Genomic DNA, 15,757 nt, shown 5'->3' with positions numbered 1-15,757 from the left:
AGTGGCGCAAACGCCGGATCGTCCGGCCGTTACGCGGGATGAGATAATCGGCCGGCCGGGTCTATGCCACGGCCGGCCGGGGACTTCAGGACGCCGCCTTGCCGCCCTTGCGGTCGGTTTCGCGGCCGCGACGGATCTCGTCGCGGACATTGTGGCCGAGCGCGTCGGCGATCAGCGCGCCCTGCTCGGTCTGGTGACGCTTCATCAGGCCGGTGGCGGGCGACGCCGCCGCCGCGCGACCGGCATAGCGCGCGCGCTGCACCGATGCGTTCGCCTTGGCCAGCGCCTCTTCGATCAGCGGCTCGACGAAGAACCAATAGCCCTGGTTGCGCGGCTCTTCCTGCGCCCAGACCACGTCCTCGAGCTGCGGCATCCGCGCCAGACGCTCGGCGAGCGGCTCGCCCGGGAAGGGATAGAGCTGCTCGACGCGGATGATCTGCGTACCGGTATCGTTCGCCGCGTCGCGCGCCTCGATCAGGTCATAGGCGACCTTGCCGGTGCACAGCACCACGCGCTTCGTCTCGGCATCCGGCGCGCCATTGGTGTCGGACAGGATGCGCTTGAAGTGCGAGTCGCCCTGGAAATCCGCCGCGGTCGACGTGGCCAGCTTGTGGCGCAGCAGCGACTTGGGCGTGAACACGATCAGCGGCTTGCGGAAGCTGCGATGCATCTGCCGGCGCAGCAGGTGGAAATAGTTGGCCGGCGTGGTGCAGTTGGCGACCTGCATATTGTCGCCCGCGCACAGTTGCAGGAACCGCTCCGGCCGCGCCGAGCTATGCTCCGGACCCTGGCCCTCATAGCCATGGGGCAGCAGCATCACCAGGCCGTTGGCGCGCAGCCACTTGGCCTCGCCGCTCGCAATGAACTGATCGATCATGATCTGCGCGCCGTTGACGAAATCGCCGAACTGCGCCTCCCACATCACCAGCGTCTTCGGATCGGCGAGCGCATAGCCATATTCGAAGCCGAGCACGCCATATTCGCTGAGCGGCGAGTCGAGCACTTCGAACCGGCCATGCTCGACCGTGGTCAGCGGCACGTACTTGTGCTCGTCGGTCTGGTCGACCCAGACGGCGTGACGCTGCGAGAAGGTGCCGCGCCCGGAATCCTGCCCCGACAGGCGGACGCCATAGCCCTCCGACATCAGCGAGCCGAAGGCCAGAGCCTCGCCGGTCGCCCAGTCGAAATTGCCGCCGGTCGCGAACATCTGCTTCTTGGCATCGATCACGCGCGACAGCGTCTTGTGGATTTGGATGCTCTCGGGAACCGTGGTCAGCGTACGGCCCAGGCTGTCGAACAGCTTGGGCGTGATGCCCGTCTCGGCGGTGCGGCGCGCGGCCTCGCCCTCGGTCGGGGCGGACAGGCCGGTCCAGCGGCCGGCGAACCAGTCCGCGCGGTTCGGCTTGTAGCTCGCCCCCGCCTCGAACTCGCCCTCCAGCCGGGTAACGTACTGGCCGACATTGTCGTCCACCCAGGCCTGGTCCACCACGCCCTCGGCGGCGAGCCGCTTGGCATAGATGGCGCTGACCGGCGGGTGATCCTTGATCGCCTTGTACATCAGCGGCTGGGTGAAGCCCGGCTCGTCGCCCTCGTTATGGCCGAAGCGGCGATAGCACCACATGTCGATGACGATGTCGCGGTGGAACTTCTGGCGGAACTCCATCGCCATCTTGGTCGCGAAGGTCACCGCCTCCGGATCGTCGCCATTGACGTGGAAGACCGGGGCCTGGACGCCCTTGGCCACGTCCGACGGATAGGGCGAGGAGCGCGCGAATTGCGGGCTGGTGGTGAAGCCCACCTGATTGTTGATGATGAAGTGGACGCAGCCGCCCGTGTTATAGCCACGGATGCCCGAGAAGCCGAGGCACTCCCAGACGATGCCCTGGCCCGCAAAGGCCGCGTCGCCGTGGATCAGCACCGGCAGCGACGCGCTGTGGTCGGTCAGGTCGCCCGCGATCGTCTGGATCGCGCGGGTCTTGCCCAGCACCACGGGGTCCGCCGCTTCCAGATGCGACGGGTTGGCGACCAGCGACATATGGACGGTGTGGCCGTCGAACTCGCGGTCGGTCGAGGTGCCGAGGTGATACTTGACGTCGCCCGAGCCGCCGATGTCGTCGGGATTGGCCGAACCGCCGGCGAACTCGTGGAAGATCACGCGCAGCGGCTTGGCCATGACATTGGCGAGCACGTTCAGGCGGCCGCGATGCGCCATGCCGAACACGATCTCGCGAACGCCCATCTGGCCGCCATATTTGATCACCGACTCGAGCGCCGGGATCATCGACTCGCCGCCGTCCAGGCCGAAGCGCTTGGTGCCGACATATTTGCGGCCCAGGAACTTCTCCCACTGCTCGGCCTCGATCACCTTGTTCAGGATCGCCTTCTTGCCGTCCTGGGTGAACTCGATCGCCTTGTCCTGGCCCTCCATCCGCTCCTGCAGGAAGCGGCGCTCCTCGACATCGACGATGTGCATATATTCGAGGCCGACATTGCCGCAGTAATTCTTGCGCAGCGTGTCGACGAGCTGGCGGATCGTCGCCCATTCGAAGCCCATCGTGCCGCCCAGATAGACCGGACGGTCGAGATCGGCATCACTGAAGCCATGATAGTCGGTACGCAGATCCTCGGGCATCTCGCGCTTGGCCAGGCCCAGCGGGTCGAGATTGGCGGCCAAGTGGCCGCGCACCCGGTAGGTGCGGATCAGCAGCTGCGCGCGGATCGCGTCGCCGGCCGCCTTGACGATATCGGCCTGGGTCGCCGCCGGGGCCGCCGCCGCGGGGGCGGGCTTGCCGCCGCGCGCTGGCTTGGGCGCGGGCTCCATCTGCGTCGGGTCGAGCCCGGCGGTCAGATCGTCGGTGGTGGTCAGCGGCCAGCGGCTGCTCTGCCAGCTGGGCTGCGAGGGTCCGGCTTCCAGTCCTTCGAAGAAGGCGCGCCAACCGGGCTCCACCTCCGACGGGGATGCCTGGTATTTGGCATAGAGCGCTTCGATGAACGCGGGGCTGACGCCCGACGCGACGTCGCTGAAATCCTGACCTTCGTAGCCCATTTTACCGTCTCCTCCGCCACCCCGGCCGTGCCGGGGTCCGGGTCCGGCCGGGCGACATGCCCGACGGGACCCGAAGGCCGGCCCGCGCCGACCTGACGGCTATTTGCTTAACCGTTCAGCACCGACAGCAGCGTCGAGCCGAGTTCGCTGGGGCTCGCCGCGACCTTGATCCCGGCCGCTTCCATCGCCGCGATCTTGTCCTCGGCGCCGCCCTGGCCGCCCGACACGATCGCGCCGGCATGGCCCATGCGACGACCCGGAGGCGCGGTGCGGCCGGCGATGAAGCCTGCCATCGGCTTGCTCCGGCCGCGCTTGGCCTCGTCGCGCAGGAACTGCGCCGCTTCCTCTTCGGCCGAGCCGCCGATCTCGCCGATCATGATGATCGACTTGGTCGCCTCGTCGGCCAGGAACAGCTCCAGCACGTCGATGAAGTTGGTGCCGTTGACCGGATCGCCGCCGATGCCGACCGCCGTGGTCTGGCCCAGACCGGCGTTGGAAGTCTGGAACACCGCCTCATAGGTCAGCGTGCCCGAGCGCGACACGACGCCGACCGAGCCTTCCTTGAAGATCGAGCCGGGCATGATGCCGATCTTGCACTGGCCGGGGGTCAGCACGCCGGGGCAGTTCGGGCCGATCAGCCGCGACTTGCTGCCCGACAAGGCGCGCTTCACCTTGACCATGTCCAGCACCGGGATGCCCTCGGTGATGCAGACGATCAGCGGGATCTCGGCGTCGATCGCCTCCAGGATCGAGTCGGCGGCGAAGGGCGGCGGCACGTAGATGACCGACGCGTCGGCGCCGGTCTTCGACTTGGCCTCCGCCACCGTGTTGAACACGGGCAGGCCGAGATGCTCGGTGCCGCCCTTGCCGGGCGTGACGCCCCCGACCATCTGCGTGCCGTAGTCCAGCGCCGCCTTGGTGTGGAAGCTGCCGGTCTCGCCGGTCATGCCCTGGGTGATGACCTTGGTATTCCGGTCGACGAGGATGCTCATCTGCTTTTCGTCCTTACCACCCCGGCGAAGGCCGGGGTCCAGTTGGGAAGGCGGTCATGGAAGAGCGATATGATCGTACAGATCATCCCATCCGGGATTGAAGCCTTCGATCTCACGCAGTTTCCAGGCTCGCTTCCATTGCTTCATCTGCAGCTCGCGCTGCCGTGCGGCGTCCCGGCTGCCCGTCACCTCGTACCAGACAAGGTGGTGACAACCATAATCCTTCGTGAACCCGTCGACGACGCCGTTGCGATGTTCCCAGACCCGCTTTGGCAGATTGCTCGTCGACCCGATGTAGAGAGTGCCGTTGCGGCCGCTTGCCATGATGTAGACGGCAGCGGCCTCGTCCCTCACAACGGCCTTCCCAACTGGACCCCGGCCTTCGCCGGGGTGGATTCATCTTTCCAATCTTACGCCAGCGTCCCGTCGATGCCCTTGCACGCGACCAGCAGCTCCTTCACGGCGTCGACCGACACCTGCAGGTTCTGCTTGGCCTCGTCGGTCAGCTTGACCTCGACGACCTTCTCGACGCCGCCGGCGCCGATCACCACGGGCACGCCGACATAGAGGTTGTCGATGCCATATTCGCCCGACAGGTGCGCCGCCGCCGGCAGGATACGCTTCTGGTCGTACAGATACGCCTCCGCCATCGCGATGCCGCTGGTCGCGGGCGCGTAATAGGCCGAGCCGGTCTTCAACAGCGCGACGATCTCGCCGCCGCCGCCACGGGTGCGCTTGATGATCGCGTCGACCTTCTCCTGGGTGGAGAAGCCCATCGCGATCAGGTCGCTGACCGGGATGCCGCTGACGGTCGAATATTCCAGCACCGGCACCATGGTGTCGCCATGGCCGCCCAGCACGAAGGTGTTCACGTCCTTCACCGACACGCCGAACTCCTCGGCGAGGAAGTGGCTGAACCGCGCCGAGTCGAGCACGCCGGCCATGCCGACGACCTTGTGGGCGGGCAGGCCGGAGAATTCGCGCAGCGCCCAGACCATCGCGTCGAGCGGGTTGGTGATGCAGATCACGAAGGCGTCGGGGGCGTTGGCCTTGATGCCCTCGCCCACCGCCTTCATCACCTTCAGGTTGATGCCGAGCAGGTCGTCGCGGCTCATGCCGGGCTTGCGCGCGACACCGGCGGTGACGATGATGACGTCCGCGCCGGCGATGTCGGCATAGTCGTTGGTGCCGGTGATCGTGGCGTCGAAGCCCTCGACCGGGCCGCACTGCGACAGGTCGAGCGCCTTGCCCTGGGGAACGCCCTCGACCACGTCGAACAGGACGATATCGCCCAGACCCTTGAGCGCTGCGAGGTGCGCGAGCGTGCCGCCGATATTACCGGCGCCGATCAGCGCGATCTTCTTACGGGCCATCCAATCCATCTCCGTCCTGAGGCGAGCGATTGGTCACGCCGCCTACGCCCATCATAGGCCGAGGGCAACCGCTAAAGCGCAAGGCTTAAGGATTAGTTTTGATAATGGTTCGCAGGATCAACAAGCGTTCATCCTCTGCTCAGGCGGACACGGTCCCATGACCCGCGTCGAGATAATCGTCCGACCGCATCTCCTCCAGCCGACTGACCGTGCGCTGGAATTCGAACGCCCCGTCGCCGGACTCGTACAATCGGTCGGGCTGTGCATCGGCGGCGGCGAGCAGCTTGACCTTATGCTCGTACAGCGCGTCGATCAGCGCGACGAAGCGCGCCGCCTCGTTGCGGTTCTCAGGCCCCAGGCGCGGGATGCCGACCACGATCACCGTATGATAGCGCCGCGCCACCGCCAGGTAATCGGCCGCGCCGCGCGCCTCGCCGCACAATTTCCTGAACGAGAAGACCGCCACGCCCTTCAACGCCTTGGGCACGTGGAGCGTCCGCCCCTGCACGACCAGATCGTCGGCCGGGATCGGCTCGCTCACCTCATGGTCGGTCAGCCGGAAGAAGGCGGCGGAAAGGTCGGCGGTCGCCTCCGGCCCGTTCGGCACCAGCCAGGTGTCCTGCGACCCCAGCCGGTCGCGCCGGTAATCGACCGGACCGTTCAGCGCCAGCACGTCGAGCCGCTGCTCGATCAGCGCGATGAAGGGCAGGAAATGTTCGCGGTTGAGGCCGTTCCTGTACAGGTCGGTTGGCGCGCGGTTGGAGGTGGTGACCACCGTCACCCCCGCCTCGATCAGCGCGGTGAACAGCCGCGACAGGATCATCGCGTCGGGGCTGTTGGTCACCATCATCTCGTCAAAGGCGAGCAGCCGCGCCTCGTCGCGCAGCGCCGCCGCGACCGGCGGGATCGGATCGCCGACTTCCTTGCGCCGCTCCTCGTTGATGCGGGCATGGACCTCGAGCATGAACTCGGAGAAATGGACGCGCCGCTTCCGCTCGATCGCCAGCTGGTCGAAGAACAGGTCCATCAGCATCGACTTGCCGCGCCCCACCCCACCCCACAGATAGAGGCCGCGCGGCGCCTGCGGCTTGCGCCCGGCCAGCCGCCAGAGCAACGAGCCGCGGCGCGGCGCGGCCTGGAGTTCGCCGGCCAGCCGGTCGAGCCGGGCGGCGGCGGCGGCCTGTTCGGGATCGGGGCGTAGCTCGCCGGCGGCGAGCAGCGCGTGATAGGCGGTGAGGACGGTCATCGGGCCTTCCAGCCGGCGGGTCGTTCCCCGCGCGGACCGGGCGGGCGCCCTGGGTCGAGCCCTGTCGAAAGGGCCTTGATCATGGGAGTGAAACGACCGGCGGGGGGCATGATCGCTGCCCCGCCGGTCCTGTCATCCCGCAAGCGCGATCAGACGATCCGCTCGGCTTCCATCTTCTTGATCTCGGCGATCGCCTTGGCGGGGTTCAGACCCTTGGGGCAGACATTCGCGCAGTTCATGATGGTGTGGCAGCGATAGAGGCGGAACGGGTCTTCCAGCGCGTCGAGCCGCTCGCCGGTCATCTCGTCGCGGCTGTCGGCCAGCCAGCGATAGGCCTGGAGCAGGATCGCCGGGCCCAGGAACTTGTCGCTGTTCCACCAATAGCTGGGGCAGCTGGTCGAGCAGCAGGCGCACAGGATGCACTCGTACAGACCGTCCAGCTTGGCGCGGTCCTCCGGCGCCTGGAGCCGCTCCTTGCCCGAGGGCGGCGGCGTCACCGTCTGCAGCCAGGGCTTGATCGAACTGTATTGCGCATAGAAGTGCGTGAAGTCCGGCACCAGGTCCTTGACCACGTCCATATGCGGCAGCGGGGTGATGCGGACCTCGCCCTTCACATCCTCGATCGCGGTGGTGCAGGCCAGGCCGTTGCGCCCGTCGATGTTCATCGCGCACGATCCGCAAATACCCTCGCGGCACGAACGGCGGAAGGTCAGCGAACTGTCCTGCTCGCTCTTCATCTTGATGAGCGCGTCGAGCACCATCGGCCCGCACTCGTCCAGATTGACCTCGAACGTGTCGTAGCGCGGGTTCTGGCCGCTGTCCGGGTCGTAGCGATAGACCTTGAACGCTTTCATGCGCTTGCGGTCGGGCGCCTTTACGGGCGCAGCATGGTGCTGCCCCTTGGTGATCTTGCTGTTCTTGGGAAGGGCGAATTCGGCCATGATACGTCCCGATCTCTGATTACGTTCCCGCTATGCCCTTAGCGGCGGCGGCGCAACCCCGTGATGGTCCGTTCGCCCTCTCCAGTGCTTTATATCACGTCCAGCACCAGTCCCAGGTCCAGCGCGTCGGCCGCATCGACATACCAATTGGCGGTGGCGCGCGACTTGAGGTCGTCCAGCGTCAGCCGCGATCCCTTGACGATCGCGGCGAAGCCCTCGTCCTGGATGCGCATCGAATGCTCGATCTCGTGCAGCTTGGCCTTCAGGATGTCGGGCAGCGTCGACAGGGGGCCGCTGAGCTGCACGGTCGAGGTCAGCGACCGCTCATGGATCATCAGCCGCGTGCCGCGCGTCAGGAAGCGGCAATGGACCGGAAAGGCCGACATGAAGGTCGCACCCGCGGAATAGACCGCCACCTTGCCCAGGAACAGCGCCTCGCGGCCGGTATAGTCGCGCAGCAGGCGAATCGAGTCGCCCATCGCCCGCGCCATTTCGGGATCGCCGCCCAGCGTCGTGATCGACACGACCAGCGGCCCTTCGGTCGGGGCGTCGGCATATTGTTGCTTGAAGCTGGCATACATCGCTTCGTCCACGGTGCCGTAGAGCTGGATATGCGGCGCCGCGAGCAGCGGATATTGCAGGGCGGTGTTGGGCTGATCAGTCATGGCGCGGCAAACCGGGACAAGGGGGGCGGGGTTCCGGCCGTCCCGGTCTTTATTTGCGGGGGAACTCCGCCCCCTCCCCCCTGTTGGAGGTGCCGACCAGCAGGAGCATCAGCATGGCAATCCGACTCAAGCCATTGAACGAACAAGTGATTGTCATCACCGGCGCGAGCTCGGGCATCGGCCTGGCCACCGCGCGGACGGCGGCGGAGGCGGGCGCCCGGGTGCTGATGGTCGCCCGGTCGGAGGATGTGCTGCGCGACCTGGTCGCCCGGTGGCAGGCGGAGGGCCTGCGGGTCGAGGCCAAGGCCGCCGATGTCGGCGATGCCGCCGGCGTGCAGGCGGCGGCCGATTATGCGGTGGAGGTGTTCGGCCGCATCGACACCTGGGTCAACGATGCCGGCGTCGCCCTCTATGCCAAGCTGATGGAGACGCCGGACGACGAGCATGAGCGCCTGTTCCGCACCAATTATTTTGGCGTGGTCCATGGCTGCAAGGCGGCGGTCCCGCATCTGACCAAGCAGGGCGGCGCGCTGATCACGGTCGGCTCGACCGTGTCGGACATGCCCAGCCCTGTCATGGGCGCCTATGCGGCGTCCAAGCACGCGACCAAGGCCTATGTCGCGGCGCTCCGAATGGAATTGCAGGCCGCCGGCGTCCCGATTTCGGTGACCTTGATCAAGCCGTCGGGCATCGACACGCCGATCGGCCAGCACGCCGCCAATCATGAAGGCGGCGAGGGCCAAATCCCGCCGCCCATCTATGATCCGCAACTGGTCGCGGACGCGATCCTGGCCTGTGCGGTGACGTCGCGCCGGACGATCACGGTCGGCGGCGGCGGTCTGGCGCAGGTGTTGTTCGCCAATCACTTCCCCACCCTGTTCGAGTGGCTCGCCCCGATCGGCGCGAAGGCCTTCACCGACCCGCGCAAGACGCAGCCGGAGCCGAGCAACCTGAAATGGGGCGTCGGGGCCGGGCGCATCCGGTCGGGCGAGCATCCCCATGCGCGCAAGACCAGCCTCTACACCAGTGCGGCGCTCCACCCCGGCACGACGAGCGCGATCCTGGCGGGACTGGCGGGTTCGGCGGTGGCCTGGTGGTGGGCAGGTCGCCGGCGGACCTGATTTCCGCCCGCGCTGCGAAGGAGATCGCCGACGATCCCGGCGCACCACCCCGGCACCACACCACCCCGGCGAAGGCCGGGGCCCAGTCGGGGGAGGTCTGCAAGTGGTCCGACACGTTCCGGCACTGGACCGCGGCCTGCGCCGGGGTGGTGGCAGAAAGAGGCACGCGGGCGCGGGCAACGATACCCGACACTGGCGGGATAATCGCCCCCGCCCCGGCTCAACACACTTCGGCGGTATATTCCGGGATCGGCCCCTTGGGCACGCGGTCGGGATGCTGCCAGAACAGGTCGCCCGCCGCCTGGTGCCCGGCATAGACCTCCGCCAGCACCGCATGGAGACGCGGGTCATACGCCTTCAAATCCGCGTCCGACAGCACCCGCACCGCGCCGAAGCTGGCGAGCGGCGCGGAGTTGAACCAGAATTGCGTGCCGACCGCCCAATATTCCTCGATCGTGGTCGAGGCATATTCATCCTTCCACAATCCCGTCTCGCGGGCGTGGAAATAGGCCTTCTCCACCCGGCGGAAAAAGGCCGGGTCGATCCGCGCCGCCGCGCGGAAGATGGCGTGGCTGAACTCGTGCACAAAGGTGTTCTGGCCGTGATAGCGGTCGTTCGGCCCGGCGAGCAGGTTCTCCGCCGCCGCGCTGGTCAGCAACCCGCCCATGCCGCGCGCGCGATAGTCCCAATATTGCCGGTCGGTCAGCCGGCCGATCCGCTCGGGATAATGTTTCCGCTCGCACCGGGTCAGGCGGGGATCGTTGATCGCCGGCTTCTTCCAGTGGCGCTGTTCGGGAATGTCCAGCGTCGACTCGTCCGCCGCCATGATCGCGACGCGCAGCCCCTCGCGGCGGAGTTCGGCGGCGATGTCGGGGCGCTTGGCCAGCATCGACAGCACGATCTCGCGCGCCAGCAACAGCGCCCGGTCGGGCGTGCGGGTCGAGGACAGGATCGGGATACCGCCCGCATCGACATAGCGGGCATAGAAGGGATCGGTGGCATAGACGGCCGGCGGCGCGGTCACCACCGGTGCCGCCGGCTGCGCGATGGTCGGTGCCGCGATCAGCAGGGCGAGAAGGCCGGACAGGGTGCGCATGACCGCCATGCCCGGCGGCGACGTCGCCATCGCCGCCGGGCCCCAGGCGCGATCAGTAGACGCGCTTCTTCGGCTTGATATAGTCGATATCGTCGGTCATCGTGTAGTCATGGACCGGGCGATAGTCGATCGCAACGCCGCCGCCCTGCCCGCCCCAGCCATCGAAGCTGGTCAGCGTGTGCTTCATCCAGGTCGCATCGTCACGCTCGGGGAAATCCTCGTGCATGTGCGCGCCGCGCGATTCCTTGCGGTTCGCGGCAGCCTGGATCGTCACCGTCGCCTGCGCCATCAGATTGTCGAGCTCCAGCGTCTCGACCATGTCGGTGTTCCAGATCAGCGAGCGGTCCTTGACCGACACGTCCTGCATCCCGGCGTAGATGTCCTTCATCTTCGCCACGCCCTCGGTCAGCAGCGCCGAGTCGCGGAACACCGCGCAATGCTTCTGCATGGTGCGCTGCATCTCGGTGCGCAGCTTCGCGGTCGGCGTGCCGCCATTGGCGTTGCGGAACCGGTCGAGACGGCTGAGCGCCAGCTCCTCCGAACCCTTGGGCAGCGGATTGTGCGGCGTGCCGGGCTTCAGCTGGTCCTTGATACGGAGACCCGTGGCGCGGCCGAACACGACCAGGTCGATCAGCGAGTTGGAGCCCAGCCGGTTGGCGCCGTGCACCGACACGCAGGCCGCCTCGCCCACCGCGAACAGGCCGGGGACGACATGGTCGGGATTGCCGTCCTTCAGGCAGACGACCTCGCCATGATAGTTGGTCGGGATGCCGCCCATGTTGTAGTGGACGGTCGGCGTCACCGGCAGCGCCTGGCGGGTCAGGTCGACGCCCGCGAAGATCTTGCCCGTCTCGGTGATGCCGGGCAGCCGCTCCGCCAGCACCTTGGGATCGATATGATCCAGGTGCAGGTAGATATGGTCCTTGTGCTCGCCGACGCCGCGCCCTTCGCGCATCTCCATCGCCATGGAGCGGGACACGACGTCGCGCGACGCCAGGTCCTTCGCCGAGGGGGCGTAGCGCTCCATGAAGCGCTCGCCCTCGGAATTGGTCAGATAGCCGCCCTCGCCGCGCGCGCCCTCGGTGATCAGCACGCCCGCGCCGTAGATGCCGGTCGGGTGGAACTGCACGAACTCCATGTCCTGGAGCGGCAGGCCGGCGCGCAGCACCATCGCATTGCCGTCGCCGGTGCAGGTGTGCGCCGAGGTGGCGGAGAAGTAGCAGCGGCCATAGCCGCCGGTCGCCAGCACGACGTTATGCGCGCGGAACCGGTGGATCGAGCCGTCTTCCATGCACAGGGCGATCACGCCCCGGCACACGCCGTTCTCCATGATCAGGTCGAGCGCGAAATATTCGACGTAGAAGTCCGCGTCATATTTCAGCGACTGCTGGTAGAGCGCGTGCAGCATGGCGTGGCCGGTACGGTCGGCGGCGGCGCAGGTGCGCTGCACCGGCGGGCCATCGCCCATATTCTGCATGTGGCCACCGAACGGGCGCTGGTAGATGGTGCCGTCGGCGTTGCGGCTGAACGGCACGCCGGCATGTTCCAGCTCGTACACCGCCTGCGGCGCCTCGCGGCACAGATATTCGATCGCGTCCTGGTCGCCCAGCCAGTCCGACCCCTTGACGGTGTCGTACATGTGCCAGGACCAATGGTCCGGCGTGTTGTTGCCGAGCGAGGCGGCGATGCCGCCCTGCGCCGCGACCGTATGGCTGCGGGTCGGGAACACCTTGGTGATGCAGGCGGTCTTCAGCCCCGCCTCGGCGATCCCCATGGTCGCGCGCAGGCCGGACCCGCCCGCCCCGACGACCACCGCGTCATAGGTATGGTCGATGATCTTATAGGCAGCGGACATCAGGCGGCGGCTCCGAAGGCGATCTTCAGGATCGAGAAGATGGCGGTGGCGCCCAGCGCCACCACGAAGAAGTTGAGCAGGACCAGCAGCACGACGCGGCTCTCGTCATGCTGGTAATCCTCGATCACCACCTGCAGGCCCAGGCGGAAATGATAGAAGACCGACAGGATCAGCAGCGCCATCGGCACCGCCACCCAGGCGCTCTGCATCCAGGCGTGCAGCGTGGCATAGTCATAGGCCGGCTGGCGCGCGATCGCGATCAGCAGCCACAGCATCAGCACCAGGTTCGATCCCGCCGTCAGGCGATGATACCACCAGTGATGCGTACCTTCCTTGGCGGAGCCGAGGCCCCGGACACGGCCGAGCGACGAACGCATCACTTCATCCCCAGATAGAGCCAGAAGACCGCGGTCAGCGTCACCGACGCGACCATGGTCAGCATGGCGAAGGTCTTGTTGGTCTTCAGTTCGAAGCCGGCACCGGTGTCGAGGAACAGGTGGCGGATGCCCGACATCATGTGCTGGAACAGCGACAGCGTCAGCCCCACGCCGATGATGATGCCGAACACGTTCAGCGCGCCGCTGTCGGTGGTGAACAGGCCGCGGAACGTGGCGTAGCTTTCCGCGCCGCCGGCCAGCGCCGCCAGCCACCAGACGAGCAGCAGCGACCCCACCGTCGCCATGCCGCTGCCGGTCGCGCGGTGAAGGATGGAGACCAGCATATGCGGTCCCCAGCGCCAGATCTGGAGATGCGGGCTCAGCGGCCGGGCGGGATTACGGGAAGCCAAGGCGACGGTCCTCGATCGATGCAATTCCGCCGCCCTATGAGGCGCACGCGGCCGCGATGCAAGCCAAGCATGCTCCGGATGTCACATGGGATGCCCGATTGCACTCGCTTCCGTTCCTTTTTCTAACCCGCCGTTAACGTAACGGGCCTAGCGTGACGGTCACGAATTTCAGGGGACGTCTTCGGCATGACCACCAGCGGCGCCAGCAGCGCGAACGATCTTCCCGTGCCCGGCACGATCGCGGCCGGCATCGACATGACCGCCCGCATCCGCGCCTTTGACGGCGGCGACGGCGCGCTGGTCGGCGATGCGCGCGCGCTCTACGCGATGATCGAGGAGGATCTCGACGATATCGTCATGGCCTATTGGGCGCATTACCGCACCGCCAATCCCGGCGCGGCCGAATGGAGCCCGCTCGACCATAGCCGCCTGCTGGAGGCGGGACGCGCCTATCTGCGCAACCGGTTCTGCGACCTGGCCGGCATCGCCTGGGTCGAGTCGCTCGAACGGTCGGTCGCGGCAGCCTATAGCGCCGGGGTCGGCACGATGGACATGCTCGCCATGTCCTGCGCCAGCGACCGCGCCGCGCTCAAGGCGCTGATGAGCCGGCTCGACGGCGATCATCCGGACCGCGCGCGCCTGACCGACACGCTGATGCGGCTGTTCGCGCTGGAGACGGAGCTGACCGTCGCGCTCTATGCCGGCTTCATCGACCATACCGCGCAGGGCACGCGCGCGCGCTTGGCGGGCGAGTTCCGCGAGAATATCGGCGAGACGGTCGAGGAGGCGAGCCAGAGCAGCTCGCACCTGCGCCAGCAGAGCGACAAGGCGTCGCTGCTCGCGCGCGGGATGCTGGGCAAGGCGTCCGAAGTCGCCGCCGCCGCCGAACAGTCCGCCGTCGCGATGCGCGAGGCGGCGCAGACCGCCGCCGGCCTGATCCGCGCGATCGAGGATGCGCGGATCGAGGTCGAGGCCGCCGCCGAGATCGCCACCCGCGCCTCGGCCCAGGCGGGCCAGGCGGTCGGCATGTCGGAGGCGCTGTCCGACCATGCCAAGTCGATCGAATCGATCCTGGGCCTGATCCGCGACATCGCCGGGCAGACCAACCTGCTCGCGCTCAACGCCACGATCGAGGCGGCGCGCGCGGGCGATGCCGGGCGCGGCTTCGCGGTGGTGGCGCAGGAGGTGAAGAGCCTCGCCAGCCAGACCGCGCGGGCCACCGACGACATCGCCGCCAAGATCGCCGCGATCCAGTCGGCGACTCGCGGCACGGTCGAGACCAACGCCTCGATCAAGTCCACCGTCCATGAGGTGCAGGAAAGTGCCGATCGCATCCGCTATGCGATGGAGGCGCAGGCGCAAACCGTGACCGCGATCACCGCCGCCGTCGACGAGACCGCGCTCGCCGCCGACTCGATGTCGAGCACCATCGCCGCGATCCGCGAGGATACCGAGACCGTCGCCTCCGAGATCGACGGCGTCGGTCGCGGCTTCGACTCGCTCGACGGCCGGCTCGGCACGCTCAAGGCCAGCGCGGGGGATTTCGTGGCGAAGGTGGCGGCCTAAACGCTTGCCTCATGGACCGAAGCGCGCTTCCGACAAAAGCGCGCCGGGTCGCGGAGCTGGATTTGCCACATACCTACGCGCACCCTATATCTAAGGCCATCATTGTAGCGGAGTGACGCCGTGGCCGCCAATTACAAGAAGGCCGAGACAGCAGCCGCGGCCCTTCTAAAACGATACAAGATCAATACGCCGCCCGTCGACCCAGAGGCATTAGCCGAGGCGATGGGCCTTGAGGTTGTATATGCTCGATTAAAGCCAGACGTCAGCGATAGCATTTCAGGCTTCATCGTGCCGAACAAGCAGCAAATTGTTGTCAACCAAGCGACACACCCCAATCGCAAGACATTTACGATAGCCCACGAGCTGGCCCATCACATTCTTCATGCGGACTATACCATATCCGACGACTATCGGGTATTCAACCGAATGAATGAGTACGATGGCGACAAACCGGACGAAGAAAAGGAAGCAGATGCATTTGCCGCGCATCTTCTTGTCCCAACACCACTTTTGAAAAAGTATAAGGATTTTGCCACTCCTACCGAACTGGCCAGATTGTTTGGCGTGTCAAACGCCGTTATTCTCAATCGCTTGAACTGGATGTAAGCCGAATGGCGCGGGGCATCACGCGCGATCGAGCCGAGAATTCGATCGAGTCACGCCCTAGCCAGGAAGATAGCGGCAAACAGTCCATGCTTGTGGACGCCGAATATATTGCCGTTGAAATTGCCGGCCGCCGGTCTTTCTACAGATTGCGGCACAAATGGTCCTGGGCCATTATTATTTGGCTTTCGATCCTCATTATCTTCAATTGCGGCCTTGCCATAGCCATCGGCTCGGGAGAACTAAATTTCTCAGCTTACCAATGGTTTATCACCACCGTTACAATCGAGACATTCCTACAGGTCATCGCGCTAGGGCTGATTGCCGTGAAGTTCCTCTTTTCGGACGGCAGCACGGCGCAACGCGACAAGCGGTCAAAGACATCTCGCAAGAAAACGGCTGGGCTACAACCAGAACGCCCCCGCCGTATCGCGGATCGGTCCGAGCAATCCCCCGACCAGTAGCA

15 protein-coding genes are annotated in these 15,757 nt (G+C 66.4%); 4 read left to right on the top strand and 11 right to left on the bottom strand.

Annotated features, from left to right (window positions below; translation table 11 throughout):
* Positions 1-85: 85 nt before the first annotated feature.
* From BRX43_RS00745 to BRX43_RS00715, 7 genes are all read right to left on the bottom strand, one after another.
* A complete protein-coding gene (locus BRX43_RS00745; RefSeq protein ID WP_125992905.1) occupies positions 86-3,046 on the bottom strand; it encodes a 2-oxoglutarate dehydrogenase E1 component in 2,961 nt (986 codons plus the stop codon).
* 107 nt (positions 3,047-3,153) lie between these two features.
* A complete protein-coding gene (gene sucD, locus BRX43_RS00740; protein ID WP_125992904.1) occupies positions 3,154-4,038 on the bottom strand; it encodes a succinate--CoA ligase subunit alpha in 885 nt (294 codons plus the stop codon).
* Positions 4,039-4,092: 54 nt separating this feature from the next.
* Positions 4,093-4,362, bottom strand: a complete 270-nt coding sequence (locus tag BRX43_RS00735; RefSeq protein WP_125993010.1) for a GIY-YIG nuclease family protein — start codon at positions 4,360-4,362, stop codon at positions 4,093-4,095.
* Between the two features lie 86 nt (positions 4,363-4,448).
* Entirely contained in the window at positions 4,449-5,411 is a 963-nt protein-coding gene (gene mdh / locus BRX43_RS00730; RefSeq protein WP_125992903.1) for a malate dehydrogenase, read from the bottom strand.
* Between the two features lie 139 nt (positions 5,412-5,550).
* Positions 5,551-6,657: a cell division protein ZapE gene (gene zapE / locus BRX43_RS00725; protein WP_125992902.1), complete on the bottom strand. Its 1,107-nt coding sequence runs from the start codon at positions 6,655-6,657 to the stop codon at positions 5,551-5,553.
* Between the two features lie 149 nt (positions 6,658-6,806).
* Complete coding sequence (locus tag BRX43_RS00720; protein WP_125992901.1) at positions 6,807-7,598, bottom strand: succinate dehydrogenase iron-sulfur subunit; 792 nt, start codon at positions 7,596-7,598, stop codon at positions 6,807-6,809.
* Between the two features lie 89 nt (positions 7,599-7,687).
* Positions 7,688-8,263, bottom strand: coding sequence for an ATP-dependent Clp protease proteolytic subunit (locus tag BRX43_RS00715; protein WP_125992900.1), 576 nt, complete (start codon positions 8,261-8,263; stop codon positions 7,688-7,690).
* A 113-nt stretch (positions 8,264-8,376) separates the two neighbouring features.
* Between BRX43_RS00715 and BRX43_RS00710 the strand changes: the two genes are divergently transcribed.
* The gene (locus BRX43_RS00710; protein ID WP_125992899.1) at positions 8,377-9,384 is read left to right on the top strand and encodes an SDR family oxidoreductase; all 1,008 of its coding nucleotides are present in this window, start codon (positions 8,377-8,379) and stop codon (positions 9,382-9,384) included.
* 220 nt (positions 9,385-9,604) lie between these two features.
* On the opposite strand, the gene BRX43_RS00705 is transcribed toward BRX43_RS00710, so the two are convergent.
* Genes BRX43_RS00705 through sdhC form a run of 4 tightly spaced genes read right to left on the bottom strand, consistent with a single transcriptional unit; the run spans position 9,605 to position 13,122 of the window.
* Positions 9,605-10,510, bottom strand: coding sequence for a glycoside hydrolase (locus BRX43_RS00705; RefSeq protein WP_241214691.1), 906 nt, complete (start codon positions 10,508-10,510; stop codon positions 9,605-9,607).
* Positions 10,511-10,532: 22 nt separating this feature from the next.
* Positions 10,533-12,335 carry a succinate dehydrogenase flavoprotein subunit gene (sdhA, locus tag BRX43_RS00700; protein WP_125992898.1) on the bottom strand — a complete coding sequence of 601 codons (1,803 nt, stop codon included), beginning with the start codon at positions 12,333-12,335 and terminating at the stop codon, positions 10,533-10,535.
* On the bottom strand, positions 12,335-12,712 hold the full coding sequence (gene sdhD, locus BRX43_RS00695) for a succinate dehydrogenase, hydrophobic membrane anchor protein (protein WP_125992897.1): 378 nt from the start codon (positions 12,710-12,712) through the stop codon (positions 12,335-12,337). The genes sdhA and sdhD overlap by 1 nt, the downstream gene beginning before the upstream one ends.
* Positions 12,712-13,122 (bottom strand): succinate dehydrogenase, cytochrome b556 subunit, encoded by a 411-nt coding sequence (sdhC, locus tag BRX43_RS00690; RefSeq protein WP_125992896.1) that lies wholly within the window; start codon positions 13,120-13,122, stop codon positions 12,712-12,714. Before sdhC ends, sdhD begins: the two co-directional genes overlap by 1 nt.
* Before the next feature lie 186 nt (positions 13,123-13,308).
* On the opposite strand from sdhC, the gene BRX43_RS00685 reads away from it, so the two are divergent.
* From BRX43_RS00685 to BRX43_RS00675, 3 genes are all read left to right on the top strand, one after another.
* A complete protein-coding gene (locus BRX43_RS00685; protein ID WP_125992895.1) occupies positions 13,309-14,688 on the top strand; it encodes a methyl-accepting chemotaxis protein in 1,380 nt (459 codons plus the stop codon).
* 120 nt (positions 14,689-14,808) lie between these two features.
* Positions 14,809-15,294, top strand: coding sequence for an ImmA/IrrE family metallo-endopeptidase (locus BRX43_RS00680; protein ID WP_125992894.1), 486 nt, complete (start codon positions 14,809-14,811; stop codon positions 15,292-15,294).
* A 5-nt stretch (positions 15,295-15,299) separates the two neighbouring features.
* Positions 15,300-15,755 carry a hypothetical protein gene (locus BRX43_RS00675; protein WP_125992893.1) on the top strand — a complete coding sequence of 152 codons (456 nt, stop codon included), beginning with the start codon at positions 15,300-15,302 and terminating at the stop codon, positions 15,753-15,755.
* The last annotated feature ends 2 nt before the right edge of the window (positions 15,756-15,757 follow it).

The sequence above is a fragment of the Sphingomonas sp. S-NIH.Pt15_0812 genome (assembly GCF_003951315.1).
Classification (GTDB): Bacteria; Pseudomonadota; Alphaproteobacteria; order Sphingomonadales; family Sphingomonadaceae; genus Sphingomonas.
Note: the sequence above shows the minus strand (reverse complement) of the source record. Positions and strands in the feature narration are given on the sequence as shown.

Coding starts and splice junctions, on each gene's coding strand:
- BRX43_RS00705 (WP_241214691.1), bottom strand. CDS start 10,510: ATGGCGACGTCGCCGCCGGGCATGGCGGTCATGCGCACCCTGTCCGGC.
- BRX43_RS00735 (WP_125993010.1), bottom strand. CDS start 4,362: ATGGCAAGCGGCCGCAACGGCACTCTCTACATCGGGTCGACGAGCAAT.
- zapE (WP_125992902.1), bottom strand. CDS start 6,657: ATGACCGTCCTCACCGCCTATCACGCGCTGCTCGCCGCCGGCGAGCTA.
- sdhA (WP_125992898.1), bottom strand. CDS start 12,335: ATGTCCGCTGCCTATAAGATCATCGACCATACCTATGACGCGGTGGTC.
- BRX43_RS00720 (WP_125992901.1), bottom strand. CDS start 7,598: ATGGCCGAATTCGCCCTTCCCAAGAACAGCAAGATCACCAAGGGGCAG.
- BRX43_RS00715 (WP_125992900.1), bottom strand. CDS start 8,263: ATGACTGATCAGCCCAACACCGCCCTGCAATATCCGCTGCTCGCGGCG.
- BRX43_RS00745 (WP_125992905.1), bottom strand. CDS start 3,046: ATGGGCTACGAAGGTCAGGATTTCAGCGACGTCGCGTCGGGCGTCAGC.
- sucD (WP_125992904.1), bottom strand. CDS start 4,038: ATGAGCATCCTCGTCGACCGGAATACCAAGGTCATCACCCAGGGCATG.
- sdhD (WP_125992897.1), bottom strand. CDS start 12,712: ATGCGTTCGTCGCTCGGCCGTGTCCGGGGCCTCGGCTCCGCCAAGGAA.
- BRX43_RS00685 (WP_125992895.1), top strand. CDS start 13,309: ATGACCACCAGCGGCGCCAGCAGCGCGAACGATCTTCCCGTGCCCGGC.
- BRX43_RS00710 (WP_125992899.1), top strand. CDS start 8,377: ATGGCAATCCGACTCAAGCCATTGAACGAACAAGTGATTGTCATCACC.
- BRX43_RS00675 (WP_125992893.1), top strand. CDS start 15,300: ATGGCGCGGGGCATCACGCGCGATCGAGCCGAGAATTCGATCGAGTCA.
- mdh (WP_125992903.1), bottom strand. CDS start 5,411: ATGGCCCGTAAGAAGATCGCGCTGATCGGCGCCGGTAATATCGGCGGC.